16 protein-coding genes are annotated in these 14,280 nt (G+C 64.0%); 7 read left to right on the top strand and 9 right to left on the bottom strand.

The window, feature by feature from the left end; genetic code table 11:
* Positions 1-7 precede the first annotated feature (7 nt).
* The 7 genes from IVB19_RS35050 to IVB19_RS35020 all read right to left on the bottom strand — a co-directional run bounded on the left by IVB19_RS35050 (position 8) and on the right by IVB19_RS35020 (position 6,371).
* Positions 8-751, bottom strand: a complete 744-nt coding sequence (locus tag IVB19_RS35050) for an ABC transporter ATP-binding protein (RefSeq protein ID WP_018456030.1) — start codon at positions 749-751, stop codon at positions 8-10.
* Positions 748-1,746, bottom strand: a complete 999-nt coding sequence (locus IVB19_RS35045) for a branched-chain amino acid ABC transporter permease (protein ID WP_018456031.1) — start codon at positions 1,744-1,746, stop codon at positions 748-750. The genes IVB19_RS35050 and IVB19_RS35045 overlap by 4 nt, the downstream gene beginning before the upstream one ends.
* Positions 1,743-2,618, bottom strand: coding sequence for a branched-chain amino acid ABC transporter permease (locus IVB19_RS35040; RefSeq protein ID WP_018456032.1), 876 nt, complete (start codon positions 2,616-2,618; stop codon positions 1,743-1,745). The genes IVB19_RS35045 and IVB19_RS35040 overlap by 4 nt, the downstream gene beginning before the upstream one ends.
* A 97-nt stretch (positions 2,619-2,715) precedes the next feature.
* Positions 2,716-3,846, bottom strand: coding sequence for an ABC transporter substrate-binding protein (locus IVB19_RS35035; RefSeq protein WP_018456033.1), 1,131 nt, complete (start codon positions 3,844-3,846; stop codon positions 2,716-2,718).
* Positions 3,847-3,901: 55 nt separating this feature from the next.
* The gene (locus IVB19_RS35030) at positions 3,902-4,780 is read right to left on the bottom strand and encodes a shikimate dehydrogenase (protein WP_018456034.1); all 879 of its coding nucleotides are present in this window, start codon (positions 4,778-4,780) and stop codon (positions 3,902-3,904) included.
* 143 nt (positions 4,781-4,923) lie between these two features.
* Complete coding sequence (locus tag IVB19_RS35025; protein ID WP_018456035.1) at positions 4,924-5,862, bottom strand: LysR family transcriptional regulator; 939 nt, start codon at positions 5,860-5,862, stop codon at positions 4,924-4,926.
* 332 nt (positions 5,863-6,194) lie between these two features.
* Positions 6,195-6,371 carry a hypothetical protein gene (locus IVB19_RS35020; protein ID WP_018456036.1) on the bottom strand — a complete coding sequence of 59 codons (177 nt, stop codon included), beginning with the start codon at positions 6,369-6,371 and terminating at the stop codon, positions 6,195-6,197.
* A 167-nt stretch (positions 6,372-6,538) separates the two neighbouring features.
* Between IVB19_RS35020 and IVB19_RS35015 the strand changes: the two genes are divergently transcribed.
* The 7 genes from IVB19_RS35015 to IVB19_RS34985 all read left to right on the top strand — a co-directional run bounded on the left by IVB19_RS35015 (position 6,539) and on the right by IVB19_RS34985 (position 11,864).
* Positions 6,539-7,267 (top strand): helix-turn-helix transcriptional regulator, encoded by a 729-nt coding sequence (locus tag IVB19_RS35015; RefSeq protein WP_018456037.1) that lies wholly within the window; start codon positions 6,539-6,541, stop codon positions 7,265-7,267.
* Positions 7,268-7,350: 83 nt separating this feature from the next.
* Entirely contained in the window at positions 7,351-8,010 is a 660-nt protein-coding gene (locus IVB19_RS35010; protein ID WP_018456038.1) for an acyl-homoserine-lactone synthase, read from the top strand.
* A gap of 1 nt (position 8,011) precedes the next feature.
* Positions 8,012-8,230, top strand: a complete 219-nt coding sequence (locus IVB19_RS35005) for a hypothetical protein (RefSeq protein WP_026233073.1) — start codon at positions 8,012-8,014, stop codon at positions 8,228-8,230.
* A 309-nt stretch (positions 8,231-8,539) separates the two neighbouring features.
* Positions 8,540-9,457, top strand: coding sequence for a branched-chain amino acid ABC transporter permease (locus tag IVB19_RS35000; protein WP_007615745.1), 918 nt, complete (start codon positions 8,540-8,542; stop codon positions 9,455-9,457).
* On the top strand, positions 9,454-10,398 hold the full coding sequence (locus tag IVB19_RS34995) for a branched-chain amino acid ABC transporter permease (RefSeq protein WP_018456041.1): 945 nt from the start codon (positions 9,454-9,456) through the stop codon (positions 10,396-10,398). The genes IVB19_RS35000 and IVB19_RS34995 overlap by 4 nt, the downstream gene beginning before the upstream one ends.
* A complete protein-coding gene (locus IVB19_RS34990) occupies positions 10,391-11,158 on the top strand; it encodes an ABC transporter ATP-binding protein (RefSeq protein ID WP_018456042.1) in 768 nt (255 codons plus the stop codon). Before IVB19_RS34995 ends, IVB19_RS34990 begins: the two co-directional genes overlap by 8 nt.
* Positions 11,151-11,864 carry an ABC transporter ATP-binding protein gene (locus IVB19_RS34985; protein ID WP_018456043.1) on the top strand — a complete coding sequence of 238 codons (714 nt, stop codon included), beginning with the start codon at positions 11,151-11,153 and terminating at the stop codon, positions 11,862-11,864. The genes IVB19_RS34990 and IVB19_RS34985 overlap by 8 nt, the downstream gene beginning before the upstream one ends.
* A 166-nt stretch (positions 11,865-12,030) precedes the next feature.
* Here the strand turns inward: IVB19_RS34985 and IVB19_RS34980 are convergent, their stop codons facing one another.
* Positions 12,031-12,396 (bottom strand): hypothetical protein, encoded by a 366-nt coding sequence (locus IVB19_RS34980; RefSeq protein WP_039799580.1) that lies wholly within the window; start codon positions 12,394-12,396, stop codon positions 12,031-12,033.
* A gap of 293 nt (positions 12,397-12,689) precedes the next feature.
* Positions 12,690-14,126 (bottom strand): glutamine synthetase family protein, encoded by a 1,437-nt coding sequence (locus tag IVB19_RS34975; RefSeq protein ID WP_026233074.1) that lies wholly within the window; start codon positions 14,124-14,126, stop codon positions 12,690-12,692.
* Positions 14,127-14,280 lie beyond the last annotated feature (154 nt).

The raw sequence follows: 14,280 nt of genomic DNA, 5'->3' as shown, positions 1-14,280 counted from the left end.
TGGTTCCTCAATGTCCGAGATAGGCTTCGATCACGGCGGGGTTCTTTCGCACCTCGTCCGGTCGTCCCATCGCCAGCACCTTGCCCTCCGCCATCACCATCACGCGGGAACACAGCGACATCACGAATTCCATGTTGTGCTCGATCACGACGAAGGTGGCGTTCTTCTCGCGGTTGATCGCCACCAGCCGCTCCTTCAGATCCGTCAACATCGACGGGTTGACGCCGCCGGCTGGCTCGTCGAGCAGCACCAGGCGCGGTCCGCCCATGAAGGCCATGGCGGCGTCGAGCAGTTTTTGCTGGCCGTAGGAGAGCCCGCCGGCCGGCTCGTCGGCGAGATGATCGAGCTTGAAAAAGCCGATCATCTGGTTGGCGGCCTCCGTCAGTCCGGCATCGGAGCGGCCGACCAGGCGCGAGGCCATGCTGCCTTGGTGCTCCTGGCCTGCGAGGATCAGGTTCTCGCGCACCGAGAGTTTGGGGAACACCTGCAGGAGCTGGAAGGTGCGGCTGACCCCGAGCTTGTTGAGCTCGGCGGGTCGCAAGCCCGTGACGACCTTGCCGTCGAGCTTGACCTCGCCGCCGCTCGGCGTGAGCTGGCCGAGAATGCAGTTGAACAGGGTCGACTTGCCGCAGCCGTTCGGGCCGATCAGGCCGAGGATCTCGCCCTCGCGGACGTCGAAAGAGACGCCGCCGACGGCGCTGATGCCGCCAAAATTCTTCTTGATGTCGGTGACTTCGAGGACCGCGCTCATTGCACTGTCTCCAGCCGGGACTTTGCGACGGCGCGCTGGGCGGAGGCCGCCTTGGTGCGGCGTTCGGCGAGATAGCGGTCGAGGATTCCCAAAATGCCGGTCGGCGACCAGATCAGCAGCCCCATCACCGCGATCGCGTAGAGCATCAGATAATAGCCCTCGGTGAAGCGCAGCCACTCCGGCAACAGCACCGCGATCATCGCGCCGAGGAACGGACCCAGGAAGAATCCGGCGCCGCCGACGATCACCATCATCAGGAGGTCGAGCGAGAGCGACAGGTTGAACGGCACGGGATCGATATATTGCGTCAGCGGCGCATAGAGCGCCCCCGCGACGCCGCCGAGCGCCGAGCCGATCGCGAACGCCATCAGCGTATAGCGCCGCGTGTCGACGCCCAGCGACTGCGCCCGCAGCGGGTTTTCGCGCAGCGCCATGAAGGCGCGGCCCCACGGCGAGCGGATCAGCCACCACACCGCGAGCGACACGATAGCGAGCGAGCCGAGACAGACATAGTAGAACGGCAGCGGCTTGTTGGTCGCGATGCCGAAAATGTGCGGACGCGGAATATTGGAGATGCCGTAGATGCCGCCGGTGAGCCAGCTCTCGTTGCGAAATACCAGGAAGGCCAGCGTGGAGAAGGCGAGCGTGACGAAGGCGAGGTAGTGATGCTGCACCCGCAGCGCGGGATAGCCGAGCACCCAGCCGACCGCGAAGCTCAAGCCGATCGCGACGACGATCGCCGCCGGCAGCGGCCAGCCATGCGTGGTCATGATCGCCGCGGCGTAAGCGCCGATGCCGACGAAGGCGCCCTGCGCCAGCGAGACCTGGCCGGCATAACCGAGTGTGAGGTTGAGGCCCATTGCGGCGATGGCCATCACCGCCCACTGGCTCAGGATGAACAGGCCATAGCGGTTGAAGTTCATGGGGACAACGATCAGCGCAGCGACCACGATGAGGCCGAACGCGATCTTGAGAGGTTTGGCGAAGCCGCTCATACGGTGCGCTCCTCGGCACGGCCGAGCAAGCCCTGCGGTCGGAACAGGATGACGGCGATCAGGAAGATCATAGGCACGGCGGCGCGGTACTGCGTTGAAACATAGGCGGCCGCGAGATTGTCGAGCACGCCGATCAGGAGGCCGCCTGCGATCGCGCCGCGCACCTGGTTGAACCCGCCGACGATCGCGGCGATGAAGGCGGCCTGGCCCAGTACCTCGCCCGACGTGAATTTCGCGAGGTAGATCGGCGTGATCAACAGCGAGGCGAGAGCGACCAGGAACGCGTTGATCAGGAAAGTCAGGAGAATCATGCGCTCGACCGGGACGCCGATGATGCGCGCCACCGTCGGGTTCTGCGCCGCCGCCTGCATCTGGTGGCCGAGCGAGGTGCGGTTGAGAAGCGCAGTCAAGCCGAAGACGGCAAGGATGGCGAGGACGAGGACGCCGATGCTTTGCAGCGAGACGGCATGGCCAAGGATGGAGACGTCGCCGGTCGGCACGATCGAGGGGAAGGGTGAGGCTTCGGCGCTGAAGAACTGCTTTACGGCCTCCTTGAGACCGATCGCGAGCGCCATGGTCGCGATCGCGAGCGGCAGCACGCCATGGCGCAACATCGGATCCACCAGCAGCATCTTGAAGGCGAGGCCGAGCAGGAGCATCGAAAGCAGGATGCCGAGGATGATCGCGAGCCAGAACGGCGCGCCGGCATGCATCGCCGCCAGCATCAGGAACGCCGGCAGCATCACGAACTCGCCTTGTGCGAAATTGATGGTCTGCGAGGTCTGCCACAGCAGCGTGAAGCCGACCGCGACCAGCGCATAGATCGCGCCGGTGGCAAGTCCAGCGACCAGAAGATCGAACAGATTGGACATTTTCCCCTCTCGGCGCTCGCGCTCTGTCTCCCCGCTCTCCTCGCTCGTCCTTCTCCCTCTCCCCGCGAAGGGCGGGGCGAGGCAGAAGGGCAAGACCTCACTTCACCTTCGGCAGCACCTGCTTCACGACTTGCTTGCCTTCGACCACCTCGACCAGAAAGCTCTGGCGGTCGATGTCGCCGGTCTCGCTGAAGGTGACGTCCATCAAGATGCCCGGCTCGTCGGCGGCCTTGATGGTCAGGCCATGCAGGGTGTCGGCGAACGCCTTGGAATCGACCTTGCCCATCTTGTCGGTGGTGGCCTTCACCATGTAGACCGCGAGATAGCCTTTCAGCCCGTTATGGTCGGGCACGTAATTGTACTTCTTCGCGAACTTGTCGCGAAACGCCTTGATCAGGTCGACCGGCGCGTCGGTGGTGAGACCGACATGGCCGCGCGCGCCGTTGGCGGCATCGCCCGCAAGCTCGATCACCTTCTGGCCGATCAGCGTGGTCTCGCCCATCAGCGGTGCGGTGACGCCCTGGCGCTTCAGCTCCTTGAGGATGCGTGCGCTCTCTTCCTCGTTCAAATAGACGAATACGGCGTCGGGATTGGCGGCCTTGATCTTGCCGACGTCGGCGGCGAAATCGGCCTGGCCCGCCTCGGTGGAGAGATCGGCGACGACCTTGGAGCCGAGACGGTCGAGCTCCTTGACGACGACATCGCGGCCGCCGCGGCCAAAGTCATTGTTGACCCAGACCACGGCGACCGACTTCGCCTTCATGTCGTCGTGAATGTATTTGGCGACCTTCGGCATCGAGGATTGCTGGCCGAACGAGGTGCGGAACAGGAATTTGTTTCCGCCTTGCGTCAGCTCGGCGGCTTCGCCACCCATGATCTGCGCGATGCCGGCTTCGGCCGCCAGCGGCGCGGTCACCTTCACCGAGCCGGAATAGCCGGGTCCGAGCAGCACATAGGGCTCGGCGTCGAGCGCCTTCTGCACCTGCGCGCGCGCGACGCCCGGGTTGGATTGCGAATCCGCATGAGTGACTTCGAGCTTGCGGCCGAGCACGCCGCCCTTGGCGTTGATCTCCTCGATCGCGAGGTCGATGCCGTTCTTCCAGTTGGTGCCGACGGTGGCGCCGCCCCCGGAAAGCTCGGCGACGTCGGCGAGCTTGATCGCCTGGGCGTGCACGCTGGTTGCAGTCGCGAAGGCAAGCAGGGCGCCCGCCAGCAAAGTCGATTTCATGGTTTCTCCTCCTGTTTCGTGATGGTGTCCGCGGCCTTGTGTCCGGCCGTTTCGGTTACGCTGCGTGATAGGCCGAGCTTCGTGCCGCCATCACCTCGTCGAATGCCTCTCCCATGATCTCGGTGGATGGGGCAAGGCCAGTGAACAGTTCGAAAGCGTCGGCGGCCTGGTAGATCGCAAGCTCCCGTCCGGTCATGATCCGCGCGCCCTTGGCTTGGGCAGCCGCCAGCAGCGGCGTGATCAGCGGCGAATAGACGGCGTCGGCGACCCACAGGTTTTGACGTAGCAGCGTCGGCGCGACCGGCGTTTCCCGGTTCGGCAGCATGCCGACCGGCGTGCCGTTGACGAGGCCCGTTGCGCCGTCGAGCGCGGCCTCGACGCTTGCGGCGACCCTGGCGCCACCCTGTTTGTCGAGCAGCGCGGCGAGTTTTTCGGCGCGTGCCGGCTCGCTGTCGAAGATACGGATGTCGGTCACGTCAAGGCTCGCCAGGGCAAACGCGATCGCCTTGCCGACGCCGCCGGTGCCGATCACGGCGACTGCGTTTCCAGAGGCCGCCAGCAGCGGCGCGACGGCGCGCGCAAAGCCCGTCGTGTCGGTGTTGTGGCCGATCAGCCGGCCGTTCCTGACGACGACGGTGTTGACCGCCCCCATGGCGGCGGCACCCGGTGCCAGTTCATCGAGCAGCGGGACCACCGCCTCCTTGTAGGGAAAAGTGACGTTGACGCCGGCAAAGCCGAGCCGCCGCACGCCCTCGAGCATCATGCGGAGCCCGCCCGCGTCGGCGCCGGCGACCTCGATGAGCTGGTAATGGCCGCGCAGCCCAAGCCCCTCCGCGGCGCGCTCATGCATGGCAGGGGAGGCAGAATGCGCGATGGGTGCGCCGATCAGGCCGGTCAGGAGCTTTTTGGGTGCGGCGGGTCCGCGCTTTGACATGGTTCGCTATCGTCTCGTTGGGAGCGTTTGATCCCGGCCTTTAGCGGGGAGATCCGCCCAATTCCAAGGGGCTTCCCCCAGGAACGATAGCCTTTCCTCGGCCTAACACAATTACCCTTTTGTGCTGCAAACCTAACATAATGTTATCTCTTCCGCGCCCGTGGCGGCGCGGCCCTGCCTTTGCCCCGCGACGGCTCGACCGCGCGCATCTCCGCGCGCAGGGACTCGATGAAATACTCGACATGAAGCGACAGCGGCGCGCCGCGCTTCACCGCGATATAGGTGTCGAATCGCGTCGGCTCGGTGATCTTGATCAGCTCGATGCCGGGATAGCCCCCATGGGCCACCGTGAACTGGTCGATGATGGCGATGCCGAGCCCCGCCTTCACCAGCGCGCAGACCGTGGTGCCGAAGCGGGCGCGGATGGTGATGTTGTACTCGAGGCGGTGGCGCGCGAAGATCTCGGCCATGATCCGCCCGTAGGGATCATTGGGATCGATGCCGATCAGCGGATAGCGCGTGATCTCGGCGGCGGAGACCTGCTTGCGGCCGGCGAGCTCGTGGCCCGGCGGCACGATGCAATAGAGCTCGCCCGAGGCGAGCGGCATGAAGTCGAGCCCGGAATGCTCCAGGCGATAGCTCATCGCCACGCACTCGCCGCGGCCGAGCATGAGATAGTCGATGGCTTCCTCGAGCTTGAGGATGTTGATGTCGATGCCCAAATCCGGATAGCGCCGCCGGACCCGCTCGATCGCGCGCGGCACCATGACTTGCGAAATGCTCGGCACCGAGCCGATGCGCAATTCCGACAATCCGCCGCGCCCGATCTTGGAGATGATCTCGGAGAGGTCGTCGACCTTCTTGTAGACGCCGTTGATCTGCTCGAAGATGTTCTCGGCTTCCGGCGTCGGGAAATAGCGGCCGTTCTGGCGCTGGAAGAAGCGGATGCCGAGCGAGCGCTCGGTATATTTCACCAGGCGGCTGATGCCCGGCGCCGAAACGTTCAGCAGCTTCGCCGCGCCGCCGATCGTGCCCGTCACCATCACGGCACGGATCACTTCAACCTGGCGCAGCGTCATCATGTCCTGGGCATCCGAAGGTAATCGTGGTCGGCGCTGCCTTTCCCTCTTCCCTTGTGGGAGAGGGCGGATCGCCGCGATAGCGCGAGGCGGGTGAGGGGTTCTCTCCCCGCACGAGCCTCGCGCATTTGAACGCGTGGAAACAACCCCTCATCCGGCGCCATAGCCGATGCGAAGCGTCGGCGTTTTGTTTTAAGAACGGCGGCCGAAGGCCGCCTATGCCACTTCTCCCACAAGGGGAGAAGGAAGGAAACATTCGCGTTCGGTTGTTCGGTTCAGATCAGAGGAAGGCATGGCGCCGAACGGACCGTTCGTGCGCTCACAGCAATTGCGTGCTAGCTCGCCGGTCCGTCCGGCGTGGCGCTCTCTGCCGGCTTGCTGCGCTCGCTTTGCAGCACCCCGCGTGCGAACTCGATGATCTTCTGCTTGTTTGCCGTTTCGCGGACGGCGAAAAATACGCGGTTGAGTTCCAGGCCGAGCACGCTGTTGAGGGCGATGTCCTCGTCTTCCATCGTGGTTTCCCCGCTTCAGACATTGTAGGTGTATCTTGACGTCCCTTCTTCCACAAGTAGATTAAGCCTTCGGGGTCAATGGGATACCGGGAAACTACGGAATCCGTGAATTGAGGCAGTGCCCCAAGACGTGCTATATCGCACAGCGAGGGTCAGGAAACGCACCGATGTCCGCCGTGGATTATGGCCGGGAAGCGCTCGACTTCATCGAGGGGCTTGGGGCCTATCGCAAGGTGCCCGACGCCATGAATGCGCTCGAATCGGCCTTTGGTCGCTTCGGTTTTGAAACTATCATCGTGACGGGGTTGCCCAATCCCGACCAACAGTTTGCACAGATGGTGCTCGCCAAGCGCTGGCCCGCGGGCTGGTTTGGTCTCTACACCGAAAATAACTACGACCGTTTCGACCCGGTGGTGCGGTTGTGCCGCCAGTCAGTCAACCCGTTCGAATGGTCGGAAGCACCCTATGATGCGGAGCTCGAGCCGAACGCGGCCGAGGTGATGAACCGCGCCACCGATTTTCGCATGACGCGCGGCTTCATTGTGCCGATCCACGGACTCACCGGCTACGAGGCCGCGGTGTCGCTCGGGGGCGTCCATCTCGACCTCAATCCCCGCAGCAAGCCGGCACTGCACCTGATGGCGATGTATGGCTTCGACCACATTCGCCGTCTGCTCGATCCAGCGCCGTATCCCTCGGCACGCCTCACCCCGCGCGAGCGCGAGGTGATCGCCTGGGCCTCGCAGGGCAAATCGGCCTGGGAAATCGGCGAGATCCTGCACATCACGCAGCGCACCGCCGAAGAGCATCTTGCAACCGCCGGGCGCAAGCTCGGAGCCGTCAACCGTACGCATGCGGTAGCACTGGCGATTCGCAACAAGATCATCAATCCCTAAGCGACGTACTGGGAAATTTCCCAATACCGAACCATCCTCTTTTCGCAGAGGGTGCCCTCCATTGAGGATGAATGGGGGTTTTCATGATTCACGCCATTTCTGCAGTAAATCGCCACCTTTACGAAGATGTACTCGATCAGCATTTTCGGCTGCGGCACGACATCTTCGTCGAAGAGCGGCGCTGGGAGACGCTGCGCAGGCCGGATTGCCGCGAAATCGATTCCTATGACGACGAGGACACCGTTTATCTGCTTGCGCTGGAGGGACGCCGCGTCATCGGCGGTCACCGGCTCTACCCGACCACCAAGCCTTCGATGATGAGCGAGGTCTTTCCCCATCTGGCAGCGGTGCGCGGCTACCCGGTGGATCCTCTGGTCTGGGAATGGTCGCGCTACTTCGTCGTGCGCGATCGCCGCGACGGCGCGCTCAACCTGCAACTGATGGCGGCCGTGCAGGAGTTCTGCCTCGGTCAGGGGATCGCGCAGGTCAGCGCGATCATGGAAACCTGGTGGTTGCCGCGCTTTCATGAGGCCGGCTTCGTCGTGACCCCGCTCGGTCTGCCGGCACTGGTGGAGAACGCATGGACCATGGCGGCGACGATCGACATTCTCCGCGAGACGCTCGATGCCCTGCATGATCGCATCGGCGTGCCTTCCATCGTCCAACAGGACGGTCCGCGTATCAATTGCATCGCCCTTGCCAACCTCTGCGGCCTCGCTGCCGCGCAACGAAAGAGCGCCTGAGATGTCGAACATGATGCGGGACAGCCAGATCATGGCGCAGATCAAGGACGAAAATCTGGGCTACATGTCCGACATGGCGCTCGAACTCGCGCAGATGGCGGAAGACACCGGATTGGCGACGCTCGCCTATCTGTTCCGGATGGCGGCGCTGGAGGCCTCGACGGCCAACAGCGTGCTTGCCGAGCCGGATGACCTTCGCCGGCAGATGACGTCGCACTAGGCGTCTCCATCCACACGTTGCGACGAATTCACACCCTCTCTCCCGCAACGGAGGGAGGGTGATCCGTTTGGGTGCGGCAGGTTGACCCATCCTGCGCGGCAGTCTTCTTGCAACACCGATTGCAGGGCCAGGACCGATCGGATGCATCGGCATGCAACAAAGTGCATGTTGGGTGTCGAATCGCTCTTGCCTCGGAACGATACTGCCATTACCCATTTTTCCGCCTTGTCCAGGCAGGGGGAGCTCTTTCACTGATGGCGACCGTGTTCGAACATCGGCGCGAACCTGCGTGCGCCTGAAAGAGTTTTGATGCTGCTCGTCGTCGAACAGTTCTTGAACGGATTGCAGTTTGGCCTGCTGCTGTTCCTGCTCGCCGCCGGCCTGACGCTGGTGTTCGGGATCATGGATCTCGTCAACCTCGCGCACGGCTCGCTGTACATGATGGGCGCCTATTTCGCCGCGACCTTCGCAGCCTGGACCGGCAGCTTCCTGCTCGGTGCGCTATTGGCGCTCGGCGCGACGCTCGTGCTCGGCATCGTGCTCGAGATGACCGCGCTGCGGCATCTCTACGGACGAGACCATCTTGACCACGTGCTCGCGACCTTCGGCCTGATCCTGTTCTTCAACGAGGCCGTGCGGCTGATCTGGGGGCCGGCCGGCCTTGCGCTGCCGCTGCCGGCCTGGCTCACCGTGCCGGTGCCGATCCTGCCGGGCATTCACTATCCCGCTTATCGCCTCGCCATCATCGTCGTGGCGCTGCTGGTTGCGCTGCTGCTCTATCTCGGCGTGATGCGCACCCGCATCGGCATGCTGATCCGGGCCGGCGCCTCCAATCGCGAGATGATCGGTGCGCTCGGCATCAACATCAAGCTGCTCTACACCCTGGTGTTCGGTCTCGGTGCCGCGCTCGCGGGCCTTGCCGGCTTGATGCAGGCGCCGATCCTCACCGTGCAGATCGGCATGGGCGAGAACATTCTGATCCTCGCCTTCGTCATCATCGTGATCGGCGGTATCGGTTCGATCCGCGGCGCGTTCCTGGCCGCGATCTTCGTCGGCATGATCGACACCCTCGGCCGCGCCTTCCTGCCCAATCTGCTGCGGCAGGTGCTGAGCGGCGCCGCGGCCTCCACCGCCGCGCCCGCGCTGTCCTCCATGCTGATCTATCTGCTGATGGCTATCGTGCTGGTGGTGCGTCCGGAGGGGCTGTTTCCGGCCAACCGCCGATGAAGGCTTTCACTGTGAGCAAGGTCGTCACGGTCCTGCTGCTGACGGGTCTCGTGCTGCTGCCGCTCTATTCGCAAGCATCCGGCAACATCTTCATCCTGACGCTGCTCACCCGCATCGTCATCCTGGCCCTGGCGGCCGCGAGCCTCAACCTCATCATGGGTTTTGGCGGCATGATGAGTTTTGGCCACGCCGCCTATCTCGGCATCGGCGGCTATGCGGTCGGCATGCTGGCGCAGGAAGGCGTGGGCTCGGGCTTCATCCAGTTTCCGGTCGCGCTTGCGGCCTCCGCGCTTTATGCGTTGGTGATCGGCGCGCTGTCTTTGCGCACCCGCGGCGTCTATTTCATCATGATCACGCTGGCGTTCGCGCAGATGGCCTATTACGTCGCCTCGGGGCTGGCGCGTTATGGCGGCGATGACGGCCTCACCGTCTACAAGCGCAGCGACTTCTCCGGGCTGATTAATCTGTCGAACCGCACGCAATTCTATTATCTCTGCCTCGCCTGCCTGTTCGGCGTGGTCTTCCTGATCTGGCGCATCGTCAATTCGCGCTTTGGCCTCGTCCTGCAGGGCCTGCGCTCCAACGAGCAGCGCATGCAGGCGATCGGCTTTCCCTCGAAACGCTACCAGCTGGTCTGCTTCGTCATCTCGGGCATGATGTGCGGCCTCGCCGGCGCGCTGCTCGCCAACAACACCGATTTCGTCAGCCCGGCCGCGATGTACTGGACCCGTTCCGGCGACCTCATGGTGATGGTGATCCTCGGGGGCATGGGCACGCTGTTCGGTCCGGTCATCGGCGCGGTGGTGTATTTGTTGCTGGAAGAGTTCTTGTCGCAGCTCACCGAATACTGGGCGCTGATCATGGGTCCGCTGCTGCTGCTGATCGTGCTGTTCGGCCGCGGCGGCATCATGGGCCTGCTCGGGAGGCTCAATCGTGGCTGAGCCGCTGCTCCGCGTCGACAGGCTGGTGCGCCGCTTCGGCGGCATCATTGCGACGGACAACGTCTCGCTCGACGTTGCGGCAGGCGAGCTGCACGCCATCATCGGCCCGAACGGCGCCGGCAAGACCACGCTGATCAGCCAGCTCACAGGGCATCTGGAGCCGCATTCCGGCAGCGTCTCGCTGGCGGGGCGCGACATCACCTATCTGCCGGCCTATCGCCGCTGCGCGCTGGGCCTGGCACGTTCTTTCCAGATCACCTCGCTGCTGCTCGATTTCACCGCCGCCGACAATGTCGCGCTCGCGGCGCAAGCGCATGCCGGCACCTCGTTCCGCTTCTTCGCCGATGCACGCAAGGAGAAGGGCCTGCGCGATGCCGCGCATGCCGCGCTCGATCGCGTCGGTCTCGTCCATCGTGCCGATGTCCTGGTGTCCAGGCTCAGCCATGGCGAGCGTCGCCAGATCGAGCTGGCGGTTGCGCTGGCAAGCAAGCCGAAACTTTTGCTGCTCGACGAGCCGATGGCGGGACTCGGCGTCACCGAATCCCAGCGCATGGTGCAGCTGCTCCAGGAGCTGCGCAAGGAGGTCTCGATCGTCCTGGTCGAACACGACATGCCGGCGGTGTTTGCGCTCGCCGACCGCATCTCCGTGCTGGTCTATGGCCGCGTCATCGCCTCCGGCGATCCGGCCGCGATTCGGGCGAACGAGGACGTCAAGCGCGCCTATCTCGGCGAGGCCCATGTGGTGACGCACCATGGATGACACGCTGCTCGAGGTCGACGGCATCGAGACCTGCTACGGCCTGTCCCAGGTGCTGTTCGGCTTGTCCCTGTCGGTCAAATCAGGCGAGATGGTCTCGCTGATGGGTCGCAACGGCATGGGCAAAACCACGACCATCCGATCCATCATGGGCCTGACGCCGGCGCGCGCCGGCAGCATCCGCTTTGCGGGCTCGGAAGTGCGGACGCAGCCGTCCTACAGGATCGCGCAACTCGGTGTCGGCCTCGTCCCCGAGGGGCGGCAGATCTTCCCGAACCTCACCGTGCGCGAAAACCTTGTCGCGGCAGCGGCCGATCGTTTCGGCAGCAGCAATCCCTGGACGCTGGCGGCGATCTACGTGATGTTTCCTCGCCTGGCCGAGCGCGCTTCCAATATGGGCAACCAGCTCTCCGGCGGCGAGCAGCAGATGCTCGCCATCGGCCGCGCGCTGATGACCAACCCGAAGCTGCTCATCCTGGATGAAGCGACCGAAGGCCTGGCGCCTCTGATCCGCGAAGAGATCTGGAGCTGCCTGTCGCTGCTCAAGAGCCGGGGACAGTCGATCCTGGTCGTCGACAAGAACGTCGACCACCTCGCCCGCATCTGCGACCGCCACACCATCATCGAGCGCGGCAAGACGGTATGGAGCGGCACCTCGGACGAGCTGTTGGCTGAGCCGGATCTGCAGCACAAATATCTAGGGATTTGAGGGTGAGGGCGCGATGCTGGGCGCCGCTCATACGTTATCGTCCTGGCGAAAGCCAGGACCCATAGCCACCGAATTCAGTTTGGCGAAGATTGGCGGTTAGCAGCCGCGTGCGACAACTTTTCGCTGGGGTAATGGGTCCTGGCTTTCGCCAGGACGACATTGGCAATCACCAGTAAATCCCGTGCCGATGCAGTTCGCGAATCACGCGGGCCTCGGTGGATGGCTGGCGACGTTTCGGCTTGGTCATTTCTCTTGTGCTGGCAATCGGCGCGGCACTGGACTGAGTTGCGGCCGGAGCGATCGCGGTTGTCGTCGCAGTCGCTGCCGGAGACGTTGAAGCTGCGGCCGTGGTCGCCGTCTGGACATTCGTGGGTGCTGCCGCCGGAGCTTGTGGCGGCGTGGCTGCTGTCGTTCCCGGCTCGGCGGTCTGCTGGCTCGCATTTGTCGCCGCAAGGCTAAGGCTCCGTGGTCCGCCGGCATAGGCCTGGCTTGCCAGCAGCGACATTGCCGCGATCAGGATCAGCTTTCGCATGACACCCTCCGTTCGCTAGTCAATCGCTCTTACCTAAATCCGCTGGGCCTCTATCGCGACGAGCGACCCGCCCCGATCTCAATCAGAGTGGCGCGGCAGGACAGGCGATAGATCAAACTGAACAGATGACCCCACATGACCGAACTCCTTTGTTGATCACGGAGCAAATCTACATCGCCCGTCTTTCCGGCGGTTTTCGTGGGCCTTGGAAAATGGCTTCGTCGGGAGCGGTGAAATGTCGTCGGAACTGAGCGGACGAAGTCGCCTCACGGGGAGGTGAGGGCGTGTCTGGCTCAAAACACCTCGAAATATTCGCGGTGCTCCCAGTCGGTCACCTCGGACAGGAAGCGGTCGATCTCGGCATTCTTGATGTGGGTGTAATAATCGACGAACTCAGGCCCGAGCTTTTCGCGGAAGAACGGATCGTCCTTCAGCGCGCTGACCGCGTCGCGCAGCGATTTCGGCAACAGCGGCGCCTTGGTTTCGTAAGGCGTGTCGGCCGACGGGCCGGGATCGAGCTTGCGGTCGACCCCGTCGAGGCCGGAGAGGATCTGCGAGGCCATGTAGAGATAGGGATTGGCGGCGGGCTCGCCGATGCGGTTTTCCAGGCGCGTGGCGGCGTCGCCGGCGTCGCCGAGCACGCGGATCATCACGCCGCGATTGTCGCGGCCCCAGATCGCGCGGTCCGGCGCCAGCGAATAGGAGCGGTAGCGCTTGTAGCCATTGATGGTCGGGGTGGTGAACACGGTCGACGCGCGGGCGTGGTCGAGCAGGCCCGCAAGCCAGGCGCGGGCGAACGCGCTGAGCGGCTCGCCGCCGTCTTTGGCCATGAACTGGTTCTCGCCGCTCGCGCGCGAGACCACCGATTGGTGCAGATGCCAGCCGCTCGCGAACAGGTTCGGCAGCTTCGGCCGGCACATGAACGTGGCGTGATAGCCGTGGCGGTGCGCGATCTGCTTCACGGCAGAGCGAAACAGCACCATGTTGTCCGCGGGCTCAATGCCTTTCTTCGGGGCGAAGGTGAATTCGCACTGGCTCGGCCCGAACTCCACCTCGACCGAGCGCAAGGGCAGACCGAGCGCGACGATGTCACGCCGCAAGATCTCCAGCACCGGCTCCATCTGGTCGAAGCGCTGCTCGGTGAGGTATTGATAGCCGTGGCTGAGCAGGCTCACCGAAGGCGGTGTGCCGGGCTGGCCGGCATCCTCCGGGCGCATATGCGGATCGTCGAGCTTGAAGATGTGGAATTCGACCTCGAGGCCTGCCACGAAATCATGGCCGCGACTTGCGAGCTCGTCGAGCACCTTGCGATAGAGCCCGCGCGTCGCGAACGGCACGGGACGGCCGTCGTTGAAATAGAGGTCGCAGAGAACCCAGCCCGTGGTTGGCGCCCATGGCAAAACGCGAAACGTCGTGGGATCGGCGACCATCAGCACGTCGGCCGCGCCCTCCATCTCCTTCATGCCGAAGCCGCCGCCTGACGTGAACACCGGAAACACCGTGCGGTGCGAGGTGTCCTTGGCGAGCATGGTGGTGGTGATGGAGCAGCCGCTCTCCAGCGAGGCGATCGCCTCGGAGGCGACGATGGTCTTGCCGCGCAAAATGCCGTGCTGGTCCGGGAAGGCGAGGCGGATGACCTCGAGATTCTTCTCGTCGACGATGCGCCGCACGCGCAATGCGGCGTCCTTCTGCTCATCCGACCACAGCGCATGACGCGCGACGAAAGTCACTTTGGCAGTTCCTTCTTGCTCGGCGAGAGTATAGCGCACACTGTCATCGTCCGCGAAGGCGGACGATCCAGTATTCCAGAGACGTCCGTGTGTTCACGAGAGGCCGCGACGTACTGGATGCCCCGCTTTCGCGGAGCATGACAGCGGAGAATGT

Origin of the sequence: Bradyrhizobium sp. 187, from assembly GCF_023101005.1 — a bacterium.
Classification (GTDB): domain Bacteria; phylum Pseudomonadota; class Alphaproteobacteria; order Rhizobiales; family Xanthobacteraceae; genus Bradyrhizobium; species Bradyrhizobium canariense_D.
Note: the sequence above shows the minus strand (reverse complement) of the source record. Positions and strands in the feature narration are given on the sequence as shown.

Excerpts from the sequence above, each read along its gene's own strand:
- IVB19_RS35050 (WP_018456030.1), bottom strand. The coding sequence starts at position 751 with ATGAGCGCGGTCCTCGAAGTCACCGACATCAAGAAGAATTTTGGCGGC.
- IVB19_RS35045 (WP_018456031.1), bottom strand. The coding sequence starts at position 1,746 with ATGAGCGGCTTCGCCAAACCTCTCAAGATCGCGTTCGGCCTCATCGTG.
- IVB19_RS35040 (WP_018456032.1), bottom strand. The coding sequence starts at position 2,618 with ATGTCCAATCTGTTCGATCTTCTGGTCGCTGGACTTGCCACCGGCGCG.
- IVB19_RS35035 (WP_018456033.1), bottom strand. The coding sequence starts at position 3,846 with ATGAAATCGACTTTGCTGGCGGGCGCCCTGCTTGCCTTCGCGACTGCA.
- IVB19_RS35030 (WP_018456034.1), bottom strand. The coding sequence starts at position 4,780 with ATGTCAAAGCGCGGACCCGCCGCACCCAAAAAGCTCCTGACCGGCCTG.
- IVB19_RS35025 (WP_018456035.1), bottom strand. The coding sequence starts at position 5,862 with ATGATGACGCTGCGCCAGGTTGAAGTGATCCGTGCCGTGATGGTGACG.
- IVB19_RS35020 (WP_018456036.1), bottom strand. The coding sequence starts at position 6,371 with ATGGAAGACGAGGACATCGCCCTCAACAGCGTGCTCGGCCTGGAACTC.
- IVB19_RS35015 (WP_018456037.1), top strand. The coding sequence starts at position 6,539 with ATGTCCGCCGTGGATTATGGCCGGGAAGCGCTCGACTTCATCGAGGGG.
- IVB19_RS35010 (WP_018456038.1), top strand. The coding sequence starts at position 7,351 with ATGATTCACGCCATTTCTGCAGTAAATCGCCACCTTTACGAAGATGTA.
- IVB19_RS35005 (WP_026233073.1), top strand. The coding sequence starts at position 8,012 with ATGTCGAACATGATGCGGGACAGCCAGATCATGGCGCAGATCAAGGAC.
- IVB19_RS35000 (WP_007615745.1), top strand. The coding sequence starts at position 8,540 with ATGCTGCTCGTCGTCGAACAGTTCTTGAACGGATTGCAGTTTGGCCTG.
- IVB19_RS34995 (WP_018456041.1), top strand. The coding sequence starts at position 9,454 with ATGAAGGCTTTCACTGTGAGCAAGGTCGTCACGGTCCTGCTGCTGACG.
- IVB19_RS34985 (WP_018456043.1), top strand. The coding sequence starts at position 11,151 with ATGGATGACACGCTGCTCGAGGTCGACGGCATCGAGACCTGCTACGGC.
- IVB19_RS34980 (WP_039799580.1), bottom strand. The coding sequence starts at position 12,396 with ATGCGAAAGCTGATCCTGATCGCGGCAATGTCGCTGCTGGCAAGCCAG.